Source organism: Asaia sp. A2 (assembly GCF_057319415.1).
Window position 1 is genome coordinate 82,698 of the sequence record NZ_JBXWTO010000001.1, and the last position, 16,673, is coordinate 99,370.

Genomic DNA, 16,673 nt, shown 5'->3' on the forward strand with positions numbered 1-16,673 from the left:
GATGTCTGAAACTCATCCTGACGAGGCCCACGGCGCGGGGCGTGAACTGACGCGGATCTTCCGGATCCTGCGTTTTACTCTTATCGTGACAGTTGCCGTGCTCGCCATCTGGCTTATTGGCGACGTGCTGATGGTGGTTTTTGCCGCCACATTGCTTGCTGTCATCCTGCACGGTCTGGCCCGTATTCTGCGTGACAAGGCGCGCATGCCTTACCAACTTGCCGTAGGCCTGGTGGCACTGACAATCCTGCTCGCCATCGCCGCTCTCTTCTTCTTCAGTGGCCCGCAGATCGGTGACCAGTTCGTAAAGCTGAAGCAGGCGCTGATCACACAGTACGGGCAGATACGCGAGCAGATGGGCACCAGCACATGGGGCCAGTTTGCGCTTGATCATCTGCCCAAGTCGCTCGGCGGGAACGAGGCTGGTAGCGGCCCATCGTTTGGTGCCGGGCTTGCCAACTCGGTGACAGGTATTCTGAGCAGCGCGTTCGGTCTGCTCGGCACGATTGCCGTGATCCTGATTGCCGGGCTCTACTTCGCCCTGTCCCCCGCCATCTATGTGGATGGCCTGTTGCGCCTCGTGCCGGAGGGTCACCGCCCCGAGGCCCGCAAGCTTTTCCTGACTGCGGGCACGGCCCTGTGGTCATGGACGATCGGTCAGGCCTTTGACATGCTTGCCGTCGGTCTGGCCTCGGGTATTGGTCTGGGCTTTCTTGGCGTTCCTCTGGCGATGGCGCTCGGCGTCGTTGCCGGACTCTGCAATTTCATCCCGTATATCGGCGCCATTCTCGGGGCAATACCGGCTGTATTGATCGCCCTTTCCCAAGGCACACGCACTGGCCTCATGGTAGCGGGGCTCTATTGCGTCATCCAGTTCCTGGAGGGCAACGTGCTCGCCCCCCTGATCCAGCGCCACGCGGTACATATGCCGCCTGCTCTGGCGATTCTCTCCCAGACTGTGTTCGGTACCATTCTTGGCGTGCCGGGCCTTATCCTTGCCTCTCCCCTCACCGCAGCCCTGCTTGCCATTGGTGACAAGGGTACGGCACCACTTGCCGATGATATGCGTACGGGCGAGACCATGGGCGATGCGCCGCTTTCCAGTGAGAGCGGGAAATAACAGCACGCCTGATCTTCAACTGACGGGGCGTATTAACACACCCCGTCAGTCCAACCTGTCAGGCGAAGTGATGCCACGGGCTGCGCAGGGCTCTGCACTCAGATATCACTCTTTGAACTTAGCGTATTTATCGCTTGCTCCTCACACTGTGTCAGCGTCGCATGAAGATGCCGGACGATAGAGAGGGGCCTCGTGATGCGTGATCGATCAATTGGCGAAATGGCCGCCCAAAGCGGGCTGTCGATACGCAGCCTGCGCCACCTTGAAGAAAAAGGGTTGATCGCCCCACGCCGAACCGAGGCAGGTCGTCGTGTCTACGGCGCGCGGGAGGTAAACCTGATCACCAAGATCCTACTGCTTCGGCAAGCAGGGTACCGGCTGTCGGAAATCTCCGCGGTCATGATTGCCCCCTCTCTGGACGCCCGGAGCCTGATCGAAACACAGATCCTGCATCTTGGCGCGAAGCAAAGAGAGATCGAGACCATGCTGCGCCGTCTGCGGCATATGTCCGATCTGCTCGGAACATGCGAAACGCCAGATGCTGACCGGCTCTGTTCCCTGATCAAGGAGGCACAGACCATCATGACACAACAGGATCTCAGAACCGTCGCAAAGCAGTATTTCACTGAGGAAGAATGGGATCGCTGGCAGGCGCTCGGGGCCAGACTTTTTCCGGGAGAGACGCGCACCGCCTATGAGCAGAACTGGACGGCGTTGATCATCCGTGTTGAAGACGCCATCAGACAAGGTGTTGCTCCGGGGTCGCCGCAAGCCCTGTCGCTGCTTGGTGAATGGATGACGCTTCAACGGCCGATGGTTGATGCGTTGGGCAAGGACCACTGGAACAAGGCGGCAAAGATGTATGCCGATATGGAAAACTGGCAGACAGACACGGCCACGGCACCGTTCAGTGCCGAGGTCTATCGCTTCATGACGGAGACCGGCCGGCTCTCACGCACGGGGGAAAAGCAGGTTTCGCAGGGCTAGCCCTGAACGCGGGCCTTGCTGGTCCGGGATGGCTGCTTCCATTCCCGGCCATGGGTGTCGCAATCGTGACGCCTGACACCATGCCTGCAACCGTCACGGGTGTCAGGCTAGAGTGGCAAGCACCGGCCTGAACACCTTTGCAGGTGAAAAGGCCGCGAAACTTTTCCTCAGGGAACGTCGGTTTTCTCGAAGCCCTGCCCCTCGATCAAGCGACGCAGCGGCGCCCAGCCCTGATCGTCGAAGCTCTGCACCTTGAATCGAGCCTTGGGGTTCGCGCGCGTGATGGCTGTATCATTCCAGTCAGCGCCGCTGATACCCGTCCAGAGCGCGAGTTCGAACGGTTCACCATCTGGCAGGTGGGCCTTGATTACCACATCGCCGGTCGAGGGAGCTGGCGAGGTGAGCGGGGCCCAGCCATGCGTATGGCTGTGGAGCCATGCGTTCAGCTGAGCCGTTTCCGCTGCGTCAAGCCTGCGCGTCTGGTTTGTCTGCTCGATCGTCAGTGTTACATCCGAGACGGTCTCGAACCGTACCGGACGCAGAGCCGGCCATGCGAAATACCAGATGAGCGCGACCGTCGAGAGAACAACTGCCAGAAATCCGAAAACGAGAAGGGTTTCTTTCCTCACGCGCCGCGCTCCTGCCCGGCATCGGCAGAACCCGCTTCACCACGTGTTTCGGGCTTTGCGAAATAGGACGAGACAGCGCTGATCACACGGCTGACCTCCTCGTCAGTCAGTTCAGGGTGAAGCGGCAGGGCCAGGATACGAGAGCCCAGCGTTTCCGAAACTGGCAGCGATACCGTCTCGTCATGATGCTCGGCATAAGCTGGCTGCTCATGCAGCGGGCGCGGATAGTACACGACGCTCGGGACCCCGTGGCGGCCAAGATGCGCCTGCAAGGCATCCCGCGTTGCGGCGTCCGGCAGCAGGATGGAATAGATGGCCCAGGCGCTCGCGCTGTCCTTTACCCGTGCTGGAGTCTGCACAATACCGGAAAGCGCCGCGTCATACGCCTGTGCAATGGCCTCGCGACGGGCCAGTTCCTCTTCAAACCGGTCGAGCTTTGCCAGAAGAATAGCCGCCTGAAGCGTATCGAGGCGCCCATTGAGGCCGATACGCAGAACCTCGTAGCGCGTGCGCCCCTCGCCGTGGGTGCGCAGCGAACGGTACAATGTCGCACGCTCGGCGTCGTCAGTGAGGATGGCACCCCCATCGCCATAGGCCCCCAGTGGCTTGGACGGGAAGAAGGACAGGGTTGTCGCCATCGCCTCGCGGCCCAGCTTCTGACCGTTGAGAGAGGCACCGAAAGCCTGCGCGCAATCGGCAACAAGCAACAGATCCTCCTGCGCGGCAATATCGCGCAGGTTCGCCCAGGGCGCAGGCTGACCGAACAGATCAACGCCGATGACGATTCGAGGCTCAAGCTCCTCCTGCGCGCGTATCGACGTTATGCGCGCGCGCAGATTATCGCAGTCGATCTGGAAACTTGCCGGATCCACATCCACAAAAACCGGGGTGGCGCCAAGAAGCAGCACCACTTCCGCGGTGGCGGTATAGGTGAAGGCGGGCAGAAACACGGCGTCGCCCGGACCAATCTCCTCGGCCATCAGCACCATGAGAAGCGCGTCGGTGCCGGACGAGACGCTTACGGCGTGAGCCGCGCCGCTATAGCTACAGAGCCGTTTTTCAAGCTCTTCAACCTCTGGACCCATCACGAATCTGCAATGCTGGAGAACTGTATCAATGCGCTGCTTCAGCGTCGCACCGAGGCGTGCCTGTTGTCTGGGCAGGTCGAGAAAGGAGATGGGGGCTTTGTCGCTCATGGCACCTTTTTTCCATAGACGGCCGATGAGGCCGGTCCCTTATCGCTGCAGGCCCTGACATCCGGGCCAGAACCCGACAGGCCGTTTTCGTTGGACTGGGCGCATACGAGATCAACGCCCAGACGATCTTGCCGGGACTATGACACAGGGTTCGTGTTTTCCGAAGTCGCCACCTGCGAGGCTGATGCGGCGGATGAGCTGGAATGGCGCACCTCACCCAGCGGATTATGGGCGAACTCCGGCACCAGATCCTGAATGATCGTCAGAGATTGCGCGATATCTTCCACAAGACTCGCCAATTCAAGCTGTTGCAGCAGCGCACGCGCCGCTTCGAGATCGATCATACGCGGGGTTGCCATCTTCAAGCCGGGCGCATCGGTCGGAACCGGCGCCTCACGGCCATGAAAGAGCTCCTCATAAAGTTTTTCACCCGGGCGCAGTCCCGTAAACCGTATGGCTATATCCTCATCGGGCCGCAGCCCCGCCAGACGCACCATCTGACGTGCCAGATCGAGAATGCGAACCGGCTCGCCCATATCGAGCACGAAGATACCGCCGCGTTGCAGACGCCGGTCCGTCTCATCGGCCTCACGCCGCGATGCTGTACCACGCACACTGGCCTGGAGCACCAGCCCGACTGCTTCTGGCACCGTCATGAAATAGCGCGTCATGTCGGGATGCGTGACTGTAAGGGGGCCACCCTGCTCCAGCTGGCGTCGGAACAGAGGCACGACCGACCCCGTGGAGCCAAGGACATTGCCAAAACGCACAGTCACACAGCGAAAATGCGAGCCCTTGGCCTCAGCCTCGCCCATCAGCGCCTGACAATAGATCTCAGCACAGCGTTTGGTTGCCCCCATGATGCTTGACGGATTGACCGCCTTGTCACTGGAAATGAGGACCATCGCCCGGGCCCCGTGGCGAATGGCGGCATCGGCGACGATTCGTGTCCCGATCACATTGGTCAGCACACCTTCACAGGGGTTGGCCTCAACAATCGGCACGTGTTTGAGCGCTGCTGCATGGAACACGAGAGCCGGGCGGTAGCGTGCAAACACCTCGTCGATACGCTGGGCATCGCGGATATTGGCCACGATGACCTGACGCTGCACATGAGGAAACAGCTCCGACAGTTCCAGATCGATCTGCCACAGCGCATATTCACCATGATCGAGCAGGAGCAGCGTGGCTGGACCAAACTGGGCAACCTGCCGGGCCAGCTCAGAACCGATCGTCCCGCCTGCGCCGGTAACCATGACGACCTGCCCCTGAATCAGGCGTGCCATGCCTTCACGATCTAGCGGAACTTCCGGCCGGTTCAGAAGGTCTTCCAGTGCAATCGGGCGCATCTGGATTTCCTCGGCCGGGGTCAGCCGTGTGAGCGAAGGGGCACGCTGCACTGCGATGCCGTAGCTCTGCCCGGCATCAAGCACGACGGAAAGCTGCGAGCCCCGCCATTCGGGATCGGTCACAATCACGCTGTCGGGGAGGGTGTCGTTCTTCTCCATCTCCGCCAGCACAGACGAAAGGTCCTCGGTCACACCGAGAATCGGCACGCCATGCAAACGCCTTCCCTGCTGGCCCGGTGACCGGGTGACCAGGCCGAGGACAAGATAATGGGCATCGGAAACGCGCTCGAGCGCACGCAGAAACAGGTCCGCGCTCAAATCAGAACCGGCCAGCACGACACGGCGCTTTTGCCCCTGCGCATGCTGGCGCATCGTACCATAAAGCCGGGTGGTGACTCGTCCGCCACCCAACCCGACAAGAAGCACGAGCGCATAGATCAGCGGAAACGTAGGTGAAGGCAGAGGAAAGCCGGAAAGCCATAGCATGAGCGAGAACAGCGCAGCGCCACCGATTGACGCAGCAGCGATGCCACGCAGATCGGCGACACCCGAGAACCGCCAGTATTGCTGCGGAATGCGAAAGGGCAGCCCGCTGACCAACAATGTGATGGCCCCCCCCATGACAAACCAGAGGGGATGCAGCAGCCCGTCATGTGGCGCCGCCAGAAAGCGGGCCACCGGGGCCGCAAGCCCTGATATCAACCCGTCAGCCAGCACATTGACGGCAATGCGGCCACGTGATCGATGACGTCGCGCCAGGGATGAAGAGGCGGGGACCGGATTATGAGATTGTTGCTTCGCGTTCACTCGACTCTTATAGCCCCGAAAAAGCTTTTGTCGCGATGGGCTGGCACCGTGTCAGCCTCTACCCGCTAAAAATTTTTCGGACTCAACCATGATACCTCTGATCCTATGCTGTGCCGCTACGGCCTGTATCAGTGCTGCCCTGATCCTGCACATGATCCGTGTCGGTGTCATGGATGTCCCCGGCCATCGCAGTTCCCATACGCGCCCCACGCCCAAGGGCGGCGGTATTGGAATCATCACCGGGTTTTTACTCGTCTTTCCGCTCTCACAGCTCTGGACACAGGGCGACCTGCCCGGGCCGGAATTTCTCTTGCCGCTTCTCGGCGTGGCAACACTTGCTTTCTTTTCCTGGCTCGATGATGTCCACTCCTATCGCGCCTCGCTCAAACTGGGCGTTCAGGGTGTCGCGGCACTTGCTGCGCTGGCGGGCGTTGCGCTCACTTCGGTTTCTGGTCACGGGTCCAGCATCCTGGGCGACGTCCTCTCGGGCGCCCCCCTGCTCCCAGGCTTGCCCGTCACCTTCACCGCGGGGTGGCCTGTCGCCCTTCTTGGCGTGGCAGTCGGGTTTCTTTGGTTGGTCTATACGACCAACGCCCTCAATTTTATCGATGGTCTCAACGGCCTTGCTTCAGGCGTCATGACCCTCACCGCCCTTGCGCTCGCCCTCGTATTCGCCAAAGCGGAGGTGCCTGGCTTTACTCATGCAGCGCTTCTTCTTGCTTTCGCACTACTGGCCTTTCTGCCTTTCAACTTTCCCAGGGCCCGGATCTTCATGGGCGATGTTGGCAGCCAGGGAGCAGGCCTTATTCTGGCCTGGCTTGGGATCGAAGCTGCCTTCACAACATCCTTTCCCCTGATCGTCCCCTTCATGCTGAGTGGGGTCCTGTATGACGTGGCGTTTACCCTCACCCGCCGTGCCCTTGCGGGTGATGCGCTGGCGCAGGCCCATCGTAGCCATCTTTACCAGCTTGCCACGCGAAGCGGCGTTTCTCCGACGCACGTAAGCCTTCTGCACTGGGGCTTCGCGCTCTGGGGGGCCGCGGCGGCTCTGGCCCCCTTGCCTCTCATGATACAGATGAGCCTGGTGATGGCACCACAACTATTCTGGACAGCCCTTACCTTGCATCGGGCACGGGCGCGGGATCTGGGCAAATGGTGAGTCTGCCACGCTGACGTTCAAGGACGTCGATAACAGAGTGCAGATAATGAGTCCGCGCGAGCGTTACAAAGCCATGCCGCCTCGCCAGCTTTACAGAGGCTAGATTTTCCGGATCAATGATACACCGCGTGGTCATATGATGGGTCTGGCTGTCAAGCCAGTCCAGGGCGGCGGCGACACCCTCCCCCCCATATCCTATGCCGTGACACCAGGATGCGAGCACCCAACCGGCCTCGGGATAGCCATCGAGTGACGGCTCTATACCCCGCCTTGCCTCGCCAAACCCGATCGTGCCAACGAAACGCCCGGTAAGGCGCTCCCTGACACACCAATAGCCGTAGCCGAGTATTCCCCAGTACCCACGGTACCGTATCAGCCGATCCCAGGAATTATCATGTGAGGCGGGCTGTCCGGATGTGTAACGCGCGACGACGGGGTCCGCGCGCATGGCCGCGAGTTCATCAAAATCCCGACGGGCGGGTAGGCGAAAACACAGATTGTCGGTATCGAATTCCCGCATCATAGCACACTCCCTCCCGATAAATACGCAAAGCCTGATCAAGCGACGTCTCGCGTGTCGAGGCCAGCGGCGCGGATCACCGACTTGCAATCGAGACAAAAAAACCGCTCCCCTTTCGGGAAGCGGCTCTTAAATTCATTGACAGATCTCTGTGTTCAGATCCACCGAGGCTGATCAGCCGGCAATGCGACGCACTGTCATACGCTCGACCGAGCCACGGCCGGTCTTGGCAGCCGACTTCGTCGTGCCCGAGGCCTCGCTCATGAGCGAGCGCATCTCGCGGAGGAAAGCGGAGCCTTTGAGCGTACGCTGAACGAGGACCGAGCGGCGATCCAGCGGATCGACCTTGCGACGCGCCAGATCGAGCTCACCCAGGCGGTCGAGGGCACGCGTGATGGCAGGCTTGGAGACATTGAGCTCCTGGGCCAGGCCGCGAACCGTATGGGCACCATCCTGCAGATAGCAGGTCAGGAAAACACCAAGCTGACGCGCGGAGAGATCAGGGCCATCCTTGCGCACGAGCGAAACGATCGTGTCACGAAGAAGGTTGAGCATCTGGTCATTCTGTGCCTGGGCCATCGAAAAAACTCCTCAATGCATCGCGCATCCGGCGCGGCTAATGGTCTTACCCGTCGCCCAAGTAAGCCACCCTGAAGACACCTTGCGTGTATTCAGGGATGCCACGCCTTGGGTGCGTGTCCTGAAGGCGCTTGCTTTAGGAATGAAGCGGGTTGGGTCCCGATTAGCGTTGCATTCCTACAACATGCGTCGAACGATACGCATCCATATAGGTTCGTTTTTGTAATCGGTTTAGTATCTTTTTGTTGAAAGTCAGTGACTAAGCTGAGCCCGACCCTACCCTTTCATTAATCATTCGTAATGTTGCGACTATCAGAGCACGCAGGGCGAGCGTCTCTCCCCCCTCAGGGCGGCCTGTTCTCGGGCCATCATTCCATGCGTATGTGTCTATATGTGCCCATTTTACAGTGGGTTCGACGAAATGCTGAAGGAACAGGGCAGCCGTAATTGCCCCCGCCATCGGTTTGTCCGTCACATTGCCAAGATGGGCATTTTTGCGGCGGAGCCATGCGTCATAGCCATGCCAGAGTGGCAATTGCCACATGGCATCACCGGTCTCCTGACCTGATTCGAGCAAAATCTGCGACCATTCCGGATCGTTACAGAACAGTGCAGGCAGGTCCGGGCCCAGCGCGACACGGGCTGCACCTGTCAGAGTCGCCGCATCCAGCAGCCAGTCGGGTTGAGATTCGCAAGCCTCGGTCAGCAAGTCGCTAAGCACCAGACGCCCCTCAGCATCGGTATTACCCACCTCAACCGTCAGGCCTGCACGCGTCGTCAGAATATCGCCCGGCCTCATGGCATGGCCGGAGATGCTGTTTTCAACGCAGCCAAGACGCAATTCCAGACGCAAGGGCAGGTCTTGCGCCATGATCACATGCGCCAGAGACAGCATCAGGGCAGCGCCACCCATATCCTTTTTCATGCGCAGCATGCCGCTTGCGGGCTTGATGTCATATCCGCCAGTGTCGAAGCAGACGCCCTTGCCAACAAGGGAGAGCAGCGGCGCATCGGCTCCGGCAGCGCTGCCCTGCCATGTCATCCTGAACACCTGTGCCGGGCGATCTGACCCCGCGCCTACCGCAGCAAGGCAGGGATAGGCCCGTTCGAGAGCCTCGGCGCTTATGATTTCGCTCGAAGCGTTGTGAAGTCGGGCCACAGCCTCAGCCCTTTGCGCCAACTCCACCGGCCCCAGCAGATTGGCAGGCATATTCACCAGATCGCGACCGAGCCATGTTGCCTGAGCTAACGCAATGGCGCGCCCCGTTTCGCACCCTGGGGGCAAGGCCAGGCGCACCTTGTGCTCGCTCGCCGGTCCTATCGCGTAGTGATAGGCGCCCATGCAAAAGCCCAGCACCACATCCTGCATGATCTCAGGACGCGACCCGACATAATCGGGTGCGACAGAAGGAACCCAATCTCCGGAGGGCAAGCCCGTGGCCAGCACACCGAACCGCGCTGCATCGCTGGATTGCGGATCATCCAGATAGATTGCGTGACTGACACCTGCCGCTCCGGGAACGAGATAAAGACGACCTGCCTGCGGTTCTCCGGCCATTTCGCGCAGGGCGGCACCGTGTTCATGCAGCAATGCCTCGATATCCTGCCCGACAGGTACAATATGGAGGGATCTCGCCGCGTCGACCGTCGTCGTCAGGCAAAGCTCTTCAGGATTGCGCATGGTTATCTGCCTTTCTGCTGATCTTCCGATGGAGGATCGGGTCCGCACAAGCTGTGCCAGTGGTGGTGGCGTCTTGCAATTCGGTCGCTCATGCACAAGCATCGTATCATGAAGTCCCAGCTCCATCTCATGCCCCGCCGAATTCGTGCCGTGCTGGGACCGACCAATACCGGCAAGACCCATTATGCTCTCGAGCGCATGCTCGCGCACGAATCTGGTATCATCGGCTTCCCCCTGCGCCTGCTGGCGCGCGAAAATTACGAGCGCATGGTGCGCCTCAAGGGTGCGCGCCATGTGGCGCTCATCACGGGTGAGGAAAAGATCGTTCCCCCCGACGCAAAATGGTTTTCCTGCACGACCGAGGCCATGCCCCTCACGCGCAGGGTCGAGTTCGTGGCCGTAGACGAGATCCAGCTCAGCAGCGACCCCGATCGCGGGCACGTCTTCACTGACCGGCTGCTGAATGCACGTGGCAACGTGGAGACCCTGTTCCTCGGTGCCGAGACCATGCGCCCCCTTCTGCAACGCCTCGTGCCCGGCATCGAGATCGACACGCGCCCTCGCCTCTCAAGTCTGGTCCATACGGGTCATACCAAGCTCTCCCGGCTCCCTGCCCGCTCGGCCATCGTCGCGTTCTCTGCTGCTGAGGTCTACGCTATTGCGGAGATCATACGGCGTCGACGGGGCGGCTGCGCGATCATCATGGGGCAGCTCTCGCCGCGCACCCGCAATGCACAGGTCGAGCTCTATCAGAACAAGGATGTCGATTATCTCGTTGCGACCGACGCCATAGGCATGGGGCTGAACATGGACGTGAACCATGTCGCGCTGGCATCGCTCACCAAGTTCGACGGCGCCTCGCTTCGGCCACTGACAGCCCAGGAATGTGCCCAGATTGCCGGACGTGCCGGGCGCGGCATGAAGGATGGCACATTTGGCACGACCGCCGAGGCGCGTCCGATGTCAGAGTCGCTCGTCGATGCGATTGAGGCGCACCGCTTTGACCCGGTCGAGCGTGTGAGCTGGCGCAACGCGGCTCTCGATTTCACCTCCCCCGACACCCTTTATACTAGCCTGAACGCGTCACCACCCAAACGTGGTCTGGTGGCGGGCCGCCCTGCTTCCGATGTACTGACGCTAGAGAGTCTTTCAGGTGAGCGCGAGATCCGAGAGGCAGCGCGAGGCAGGAAGGCTACAGCCCTGCTATGGGAAGTGTGCCAGATTCCCGATTTCCGGAAACTGGGTGACGATTCCCATGTGCGGTTATGCCATCGTCTCTTCATGCATCTCTTGCAGGATGGGGGCATCCCCGGCTCATGGTTCGACGCCCATATTGCGGGGTTTTCGCGCCTTGATGGCGATATCGACACCCTGATGCATCGCCTGACCGGAATCAGGATCTGTGCCTATGTGGCGGCGCGCAGTGACTGGAGCGACAGGGCAACCCATTGGCAGGAACGCACCCGCGAGGTCGAGGACCTACTGTCCGACGCGCTGCATGAGCGTCTGACAGCACGGTTTGTCGATCGACGCGCCACATCCCTCCTGCGTCGTCTCGATAGTGATGGCGCACGGGACCTCCTCTCTGCCGTGACCCGTGAGGGGCAGGTGATTGTCGAGGGCCACGCCGTCGGCACGATTGAGGGTTTCACCCTGAAGCCTGATCGTGAGGAAGCCCTCCCCGAGCGCAAGCTCATGCTGCGTGCCGGACGCCGTGCGCTGTTGCACGAAATTCCACGCCGCGTGCAGGCTCTTGTCTCCGCCTCCGATGACACCCTCTCGCTGGATGCGACCAATGGCCATATTGCCTGGGAAGGCGTGGTCATCGCGCGCCTCGCCCGAGGCACTTCTCTCCTTGCGCCTTCCGTGCAAATTCTGGGTGGGGAATTTGCTGACACAAAGCAGCGCGACTTCGTTCAGGAGAGGCTGACTGCGTTCGCAGCCGCCCATATCCGTACGACGCTAGCCCCGCTTTATGCGCTGGCTGCACAGCCTCGCCCCACGCCTGCCCTGCGCGGCCTGACTCATCGTCTGATGGAATATGGTGGTGTTGCCCCCCTTATGCCTGGTGAGCCCGCCAGCCACGGAACGCAGGTGCTTGGCCATCTGCGACGCCTGGGTATCCTGTTCGTCCCGCAGGGCGTCTTCATGCCTGTCCTGCTCAAGCCTGCCGCCATGACCCTGCGCTCATTGTTGCTCGGTCTGTGGCATCGCCACGCCTGTCAGAACCCCGACGCCCGGCAGATAACAATTGCTCTTCCGGGTACAGCGCCAATTGCCTCTGCGGGCTGGGCCTGGGCTGGTGGTAGCTGGATGCGGCTGGATCGTGTGGAGAAACTGCTGGGCGAAGTGCATCGTCTGACACGGCAAGGCCCCCGCCCCGTGCCGAACGATCTGGCGCAGCGCTTCGGGCTGAACAAAACACAGCTACCGGAGATTTTGTCCGGACTGGGCATACGCCTGCGTGTGGCTGCACCATTGTCGCCCGGTCAATTCGGGCCGCCTGCGCCCCTCATGCTTTCAGCGGTGAAACCGCAGGCAAAACACCGCCGTCATCCGGACATGCGAGCACCCGCAACGCTATTCCCCCCCTCTGACAGCCCCTTTGCTGCGCTGGCCCAGCTGGGTCTGAGCAGGAGATGATCCATGACTGATGCGGAACGTGATTATCAGCGGCTCGATCTGTGGTTGTGGCATGCCCGTGTGTGCCGCCAGCGGCAGGACTGCGCCGCGCTGGTGGAAAAAGGACGCATCAGGATCAATCGTCAGGTAACGACCAAGCCCCATAGCAAGATACGGGTGGGCGATGTGGTGGGACTACCCGGTCATCCGCGCCCTGAGGTCCGTATCTGGCGTGTCCTCGCTCTTGCCGAGCGCCGGGGCTCTGCCACCGAGGCTGCCCTGCTTTACGAGGTTATTGGCGAGGACTGAGCCCACAAGGCAAATTTGCCGTGGCTTGCCGCAAACATATGCTTGCCAGAGACCGAAACTTCCGCCTATCTGCGGCATCCCTTATTGGAAAATCCCAGACGGCGTCTCTCTATTGCCTCCCGGGATCCTCTCGGGCCTCTGGCCCCAGCTTAAGATCGGAGACACCTATGGCCTATGTGGTCACCGAAAACTGCATACGCTGCAAATACACGGATTGCGTTGAAGTCTGTCCGGTCGACTGCTTCTATGCAGGCGAGAACTTCCTTGTCATCAATCCTGACGAGTGCATCGATTGCGGCGTTTGCGAACCCGAATGCCCTGCTGAGGCCATTGTGCCCGATAGCGACGACCGTGCGACGCCTTGGCTTGAGGTCAACAGCAAATATGCTGCCGTGTGGCCCAACATCACGCGCAAGATCGACGCGATGCCGGATGCCGATGAATGGAAAGACAAACCCGGCAAGGATGCCATGCTTTCGCCGGAGCCGCACAAGGACTGAGAGACGCAATGCGTTTCTGAAAAAGGCCCGATCGATGATCGGGCTTTTTTTATATCTGCCGTCCGTGTCGCCAGCGCCGCAACGTGTTGCCGTTGTTTCCCTGGCCACCGCCGGACAAGACCGAACCTCGGCCCCGGCATGTAGAACCGCGGGGTAGCGCCGCCATAAAAAAGGCCCGAAGGATTTTTCCCCCGGGCCTTTTCCGTTTTACCGGCATGATCGACTTCCAGTGCATCCCTGACAGGAATGCGCCGGAAGACAGATCGCGTCAGCGCGACATCATGTTCATGCTGACGTCGTGGATGATGAAGATCGTTCCACCGACGATGATCAGCACGCAGATAACCGCGAAGGCAAATGCCGTGTTGTTCCAGGACTGGCTTGAGCTGCTGTTCATGTGCAGGAAGTAGATCAGATGCACAAAGATCTGAACCACTGCCAGCGCGGCAATGACACCGAAGGTCACGCCGGGGGTCATGAGGTGCATCTCGACGATAGCGAAAGCCGCAACCGTCAGGATGGCCGCAATCACGAAGCCGATGATGTACGAGGCGAAGCTGCCGTGAGACTCGCCTTCGTGTTGATGGGTCGATGCTTGGCTCATCAGATCACACTCAACAGATAAACGAAGGTGAACACGCAGATCCAGACGATATCCAGGAAGTGCCAGAAGAGGCTCAGGCACTGGAGCTTGTCCATATAGCGTGTGCTGAAAACCTGCGAGCTGAAGCTCTGGACCATGATAACAGCGATCCAGACCAGACCACAGGTCACGTGAAGACCATGCGTCGCCACCAGCGTGAAGAAAGCGGAAAGGAACGCAGAGCGATCCGGACCGGCGCCTTCATGGATGAGGTGAGCGAATTCGCGAACTTCAAGAACAAGGAAGCCGAGGCCGAGCAGGAAGGTGATGGCGAGCCATGCGAGCATGGCGCCCTGCTTGCGGGCATAAGCCGAAAGCATACCGAAACCGAAGGTGATCGAGCTCAGCAGGAGGAGGGCTGTTTCCAGCCCTACCCCGTTAAGATCAAACAGCTCCTTGCCCGTCGGGCCACCAGCGAACTGGGTACGCATGACAGCGAAGGTGGCGAACAGCGTCCCGAAAAGGAGGCAGTCCGTCATCAGATAGATCCAGAAACCAAACACGTTGTTCGTGTTGTGGTGCTCGTGATCATCGATGCCGTGTGCGGTGCCGTGCGGCGTTGCTGAGATATTTGCCATTGTTATTCTGCCGCCTGTGCTGTCAGCGAGCGTACATACTTGGCCTGGTCGCGTTCGATTTCGCTAACCGGGACATAGTAGTCCACATCATTGTTGAAGCTGCGCAGGATGACTGTCGCGAACACGCCAACCAGGGCGAGCGCTGCCAGCCACCAAATCCACCAGATCGCTGCGAAACCAAGCACGAAGCTGAAGGCACCGACAAAGAAGCCGGCAGCCGTGTTCTTCGGCATATGGATCGGTGCAAGCACCTTACCCTCATAGCTGCGACGGCCCATCTGCTTCTCGGTATGGAACGTATCGATACCGTGAATGTCAGGAAGGACGGCGAAGTTATAGGCGGGCGGGGGCGAGGACATCGACCATTCGAGCGTACGTGCGTTCCACGGATCACCCGTGAAGTCGCGGTTCTCGGCCAGGTTACGGTCGCGGATCGAGACATAGATCTGCATCAGCTGGCAGACAACACCCACTGCAATGACGGCAGCGCCGACAGCAGCGATGAGCATCTGAACATGCCAGTCAGCATTGTCGTAATGGTTCATACGACGGGTCATGCCTTCGAAACCGGCAATGTAGAGCGGCACGAATGCAAGATAGAACCCGACGAACCAGCACCAGAAGGCACGCTTGCCCCAGGACTCGTTCATCTTGAAGCCGAGAACCTTCGGCCACCAGAAGTTCAAACCTGCAACGTAACCGAAATACACACCGCCGATGATGACGTTGTGGAAGTGAGCGATCAGGAACAGCGAGTTATGCAGCACGAAGTCGGCTGCCGGCATCGCCATCATGACGCCCGTCATGCCACCAATCGAGAAGGTGACCATGAAGCCGATGACCCAGTACATGATGCCGTTGAACTGGATACGGCCCTTGTACATGGTGAACAGCCAGTTGAAGATCTTCACGCCCGTCGGGACAGCGATGATCATCGTGGCAACACCGAAGAAGGCGTTGACGTTCGGGCCTGCGCCCATGGTGAAGAAGTGGTGAGCCCAGACGATGAAGGACAGGACGCCAATCGCAAGCGTGGCGTAAACCATCACGCGATAACCAAACAGGGGCTTGCGCGAGAATGTCTGGGTGATTTCCGAGAACACACCGAAGGCCGGCAGAACCAGAATGTAGACTTCCGGGTGACCCCACGTCCAGATGAGCGAGAGATACAGCTGAACGCTGCCGCCGCCATCATTGGTGAAGAAGTGCATACCCAGATAACGGTCAAGTGCGAGCTCGGCCAGGGTAACCGTCAGGACCGGGAAGACTGCCATGATCAGAACGACCGTGACGAAAGCCGTCCAGGTGAAAACGGGAAGCTGCATCCAGCCCATGCCCGGAGCGCGCATCTTCACGATGGTGACGAAGAAGTTCACGCCAGTCAGCAACGTGCCGACACCGGCAAGCTGCACGGCCCAGATGTAGTAATCCACACCGACGCCAGGGCTGAACTGCTGCTCGGACAGCGGCGGATAGACCAGCCAGCCGCACTGAGCGAATTCACCAATGAAGAGCGAGACGTTGATCAGAACAGCGCTGATCGTGGTCATCCAGAAGCTCAGCGAGTTCAGGAACGGGAACGCAACGTCGCGTGCGCCAATCTGCAGCGGCACGATGACATTGAGCAGACCCGTCATGAACGCCATGGCCATGAAGAAGATCATGATGGTGCCATGGGCGGAGAAGATCTGGTCGTAATGGTGCGGGGGCAGATAGCCCGGGTTGCCATTATAGGCCAGAGCGAGCTGGCTGCGCATCATGATGGCGTCGGCAAAGCCGCGGAACAGCATGACGAGGGCCAGTACGATGTACATGATGCCCAGACGCTTGTGGTCGACCGAGGTCAGCCACTCGCGCCACAGATAGCCCCATTTGCCGAAATAGGTGATGGCACCCAGAACGGCGAGCGCGACGATAACAACGCCTGAGAACGTGCCGACGAGAATGGGCACATCCAGCGGTATCGCCGAAAGTGTTAACTTACCTAGCATGTG

15 protein-coding genes are annotated in these 16,673 nt (G+C 60.0%); 6 read left to right on the forward strand and 9 right to left on the reverse strand.

Features of this window, described 5'->3' with window-relative positions; translation table 11 throughout:
* Position 1 precedes the first annotated feature (1 nt).
* Together ACWNRM_RS00420 and ACWNRM_RS00425 are read left to right on the forward strand one after the other, a co-directional pair.
* The gene (locus ACWNRM_RS00420; RefSeq protein ID WP_485168991.1) at positions 2 to 1,120 is read left to right on the forward strand and encodes an AI-2E family transporter; all 1,119 of its coding nucleotides are present in this window, start codon (positions 2 to 4) and stop codon (positions 1,118 to 1,120) included.
* Between the two features lie 195 nt (positions 1,121 to 1,315).
* The gene (locus ACWNRM_RS00425; protein ID WP_485168992.1) at positions 1,316 to 2,107 is read left to right on the forward strand and encodes a MerR family transcriptional regulator; all 792 of its coding nucleotides are present in this window, start codon (positions 1,316 to 1,318) and stop codon (positions 2,105 to 2,107) included.
* A 167-nt stretch (positions 2,108 to 2,274) separates the two neighbouring features.
* Here ACWNRM_RS00425 and ACWNRM_RS00430 read toward each other — a convergent pair whose 3' ends face one another.
* The 3 genes from ACWNRM_RS00430 to ACWNRM_RS00440 form a co-directional block, all read right to left on the reverse strand.
* Positions 2,275 to 2,736: a hypothetical protein gene (locus tag ACWNRM_RS00430; protein ID WP_485168993.1), complete on the reverse strand. Its 462-nt coding sequence runs from the start codon at positions 2,734 to 2,736 to the stop codon at positions 2,275 to 2,277.
* Complete coding sequence (locus ACWNRM_RS00435; protein WP_485168994.1) at positions 2,733 to 3,932, reverse strand: DegT/DnrJ/EryC1/StrS family aminotransferase; 1,200 nt, start codon at positions 3,930 to 3,932, stop codon at positions 2,733 to 2,735. Before ACWNRM_RS00435 ends, ACWNRM_RS00430 begins: the two co-directional genes overlap by 4 nt.
* A 137-nt stretch (positions 3,933 to 4,069) precedes the next feature.
* Positions 4,070 to 6,088, reverse strand: coding sequence for a polysaccharide biosynthesis protein (locus ACWNRM_RS00440; RefSeq protein ID WP_485168995.1), 2,019 nt, complete (start codon positions 6,086 to 6,088; stop codon positions 4,070 to 4,072).
* Between the two features lie 88 nt (positions 6,089 to 6,176).
* On the opposite strand from ACWNRM_RS00440, the gene ACWNRM_RS00445 reads away from it, so the two are divergent.
* Entirely contained in the window at positions 6,177 to 7,247 is a 1,071-nt protein-coding gene (locus ACWNRM_RS00445; protein ID WP_485168996.1) for a glycosyltransferase family 4 protein, read from the forward strand.
* Here the strand turns inward: ACWNRM_RS00445 and ACWNRM_RS00450 are convergent.
* The 3 genes from ACWNRM_RS00450 to ACWNRM_RS00460 form a co-directional block, all read right to left on the reverse strand.
* Positions 7,204 to 7,770, reverse strand: coding sequence for a GNAT family N-acetyltransferase (locus tag ACWNRM_RS00450; RefSeq protein ID WP_485168997.1), 567 nt, complete (start codon positions 7,768 to 7,770; stop codon positions 7,204 to 7,206). The two genes, ACWNRM_RS00445 and ACWNRM_RS00450, sit on opposite strands and share 44 nt — an antisense overlap.
* A 171-nt stretch (positions 7,771 to 7,941) precedes the next feature.
* Positions 7,942 to 8,346 carry a MarR family transcriptional regulator gene (locus ACWNRM_RS00455; RefSeq protein ID WP_485168998.1) on the reverse strand — a complete coding sequence of 135 codons (405 nt, stop codon included), beginning with the start codon at positions 8,344 to 8,346 and terminating at the stop codon, positions 7,942 to 7,944.
* A gap of 259 nt (positions 8,347 to 8,605) precedes the next feature.
* Positions 8,606 to 10,027, reverse strand: a complete 1,422-nt coding sequence (locus ACWNRM_RS00460; protein ID WP_485168999.1) for a leucyl aminopeptidase family protein — start codon at positions 10,025 to 10,027, stop codon at positions 8,606 to 8,608.
* A gap of 108 nt (positions 10,028 to 10,135) precedes the next feature.
* Between ACWNRM_RS00460 and ACWNRM_RS00465 the strand changes: the two genes are divergently transcribed.
* The 3 genes from ACWNRM_RS00465 to fdxA all read left to right on the forward strand — a co-directional run bounded on the left by ACWNRM_RS00465 (position 10,136) and on the right by fdxA (position 13,458).
* Positions 10,136 to 12,670, forward strand: coding sequence for a helicase-related protein (locus ACWNRM_RS00465; protein ID WP_485169000.1), 2,535 nt, complete (start codon positions 10,136 to 10,138; stop codon positions 12,668 to 12,670).
* 3 nt (positions 12,671 to 12,673) lie between these two features.
* Positions 12,674 to 12,958 (forward strand): RNA-binding S4 domain-containing protein, encoded by a 285-nt coding sequence (locus ACWNRM_RS00470; RefSeq protein ID WP_485169001.1) that lies wholly within the window; start codon positions 12,674 to 12,676, stop codon positions 12,956 to 12,958.
* A 167-nt stretch (positions 12,959 to 13,125) separates the two neighbouring features.
* Entirely contained in the window at positions 13,126 to 13,458 is a 333-nt protein-coding gene (fdxA, locus tag ACWNRM_RS00475) for a ferredoxin FdxA (protein WP_023978416.1), read from the forward strand.
* A 268-nt stretch (positions 13,459 to 13,726) separates the two neighbouring features.
* Here the strand turns inward: fdxA and cyoD are convergent, their stop codons facing one another.
* The 3 genes from cyoD to cyoB are packed head-to-tail and all read right to left on the reverse strand — an operon-like array spanning position 13,727 to position 16,670.
* Positions 13,727 to 14,062: a cytochrome o ubiquinol oxidase subunit IV gene (cyoD, locus tag ACWNRM_RS00480; protein ID WP_122039945.1), complete on the reverse strand. Its 336-nt coding sequence runs from the start codon at positions 14,060 to 14,062 to the stop codon at positions 13,727 to 13,729.
* Entirely contained in the window at positions 14,062 to 14,679 is a 618-nt protein-coding gene (gene cyoC, locus ACWNRM_RS00485; protein WP_485169002.1) for a cytochrome o ubiquinol oxidase subunit III, read from the reverse strand. The genes cyoD and cyoC overlap by 1 nt, the downstream gene beginning before the upstream one ends.
* Positions 14,680 to 14,681: 2 nt before the next feature.
* Entirely contained in the window at positions 14,682 to 16,670 is a 1,989-nt protein-coding gene (gene cyoB, locus ACWNRM_RS00490; RefSeq protein WP_485169003.1) for a cytochrome o ubiquinol oxidase subunit I, read from the reverse strand.
* Between the last annotated feature and the right edge of the window lie 3 nt (positions 16,671 to 16,673).

Coding starts and splice junctions, on each gene's coding strand:
- ACWNRM_RS00445 (WP_485168996.1), top strand. CDS start 6,177: ATGATACCTCTGATCCTATGCTGTGCCGCTACGGCCTGTATCAGTGCT.
- cyoC (WP_485169002.1), bottom strand. CDS start 14,679: ATGGCAAATATCTCAGCAACGCCGCACGGCACCGCACACGGCATCGAT.
- cyoD (WP_122039945.1), bottom strand. CDS start 14,062: ATGAGCCAAGCATCGACCCATCAACACGAAGGCGAGTCTCACGGCAGC.
- ACWNRM_RS00450 (WP_485168997.1), bottom strand. CDS start 7,770: ATGATGCGGGAATTCGATACCGACAATCTGTGTTTTCGCCTACCCGCC.
- cyoB (WP_485169003.1), bottom strand. CDS start 16,670: ATGCTAGGTAAGTTAACACTTTCGGCGATACCGCTGGATGTGCCCATT.
- fdxA (WP_023978416.1), top strand. CDS start 13,126: ATGGCCTATGTGGTCACCGAAAACTGCATACGCTGCAAATACACGGAT.
- ACWNRM_RS00420 (WP_485168991.1), top strand. CDS start 2: ATGTCTGAAACTCATCCTGACGAGGCCCACGGCGCGGGGCGTGAACTG.
- ACWNRM_RS00435 (WP_485168994.1), bottom strand. CDS start 3,932: ATGAGCGACAAAGCCCCCATCTCCTTTCTCGACCTGCCCAGACAACAG.
- ACWNRM_RS00470 (WP_485169001.1), top strand. CDS start 12,674: ATGACTGATGCGGAACGTGATTATCAGCGGCTCGATCTGTGGTTGTGG.
- ACWNRM_RS00425 (WP_485168992.1), top strand. CDS start 1,316: ATGCGTGATCGATCAATTGGCGAAATGGCCGCCCAAAGCGGGCTGTCG.
- ACWNRM_RS00465 (WP_485169000.1), top strand. CDS start 10,136: ATGAAGTCCCAGCTCCATCTCATGCCCCGCCGAATTCGTGCCGTGCTG.
- ACWNRM_RS00460 (WP_485168999.1), bottom strand. CDS start 10,027: ATGCGCAATCCTGAAGAGCTTTGCCTGACGACGACGGTCGACGCGGCG.
- ACWNRM_RS00455 (WP_485168998.1), bottom strand. CDS start 8,346: ATGGCCCAGGCACAGAATGACCAGATGCTCAACCTTCTTCGTGACACG.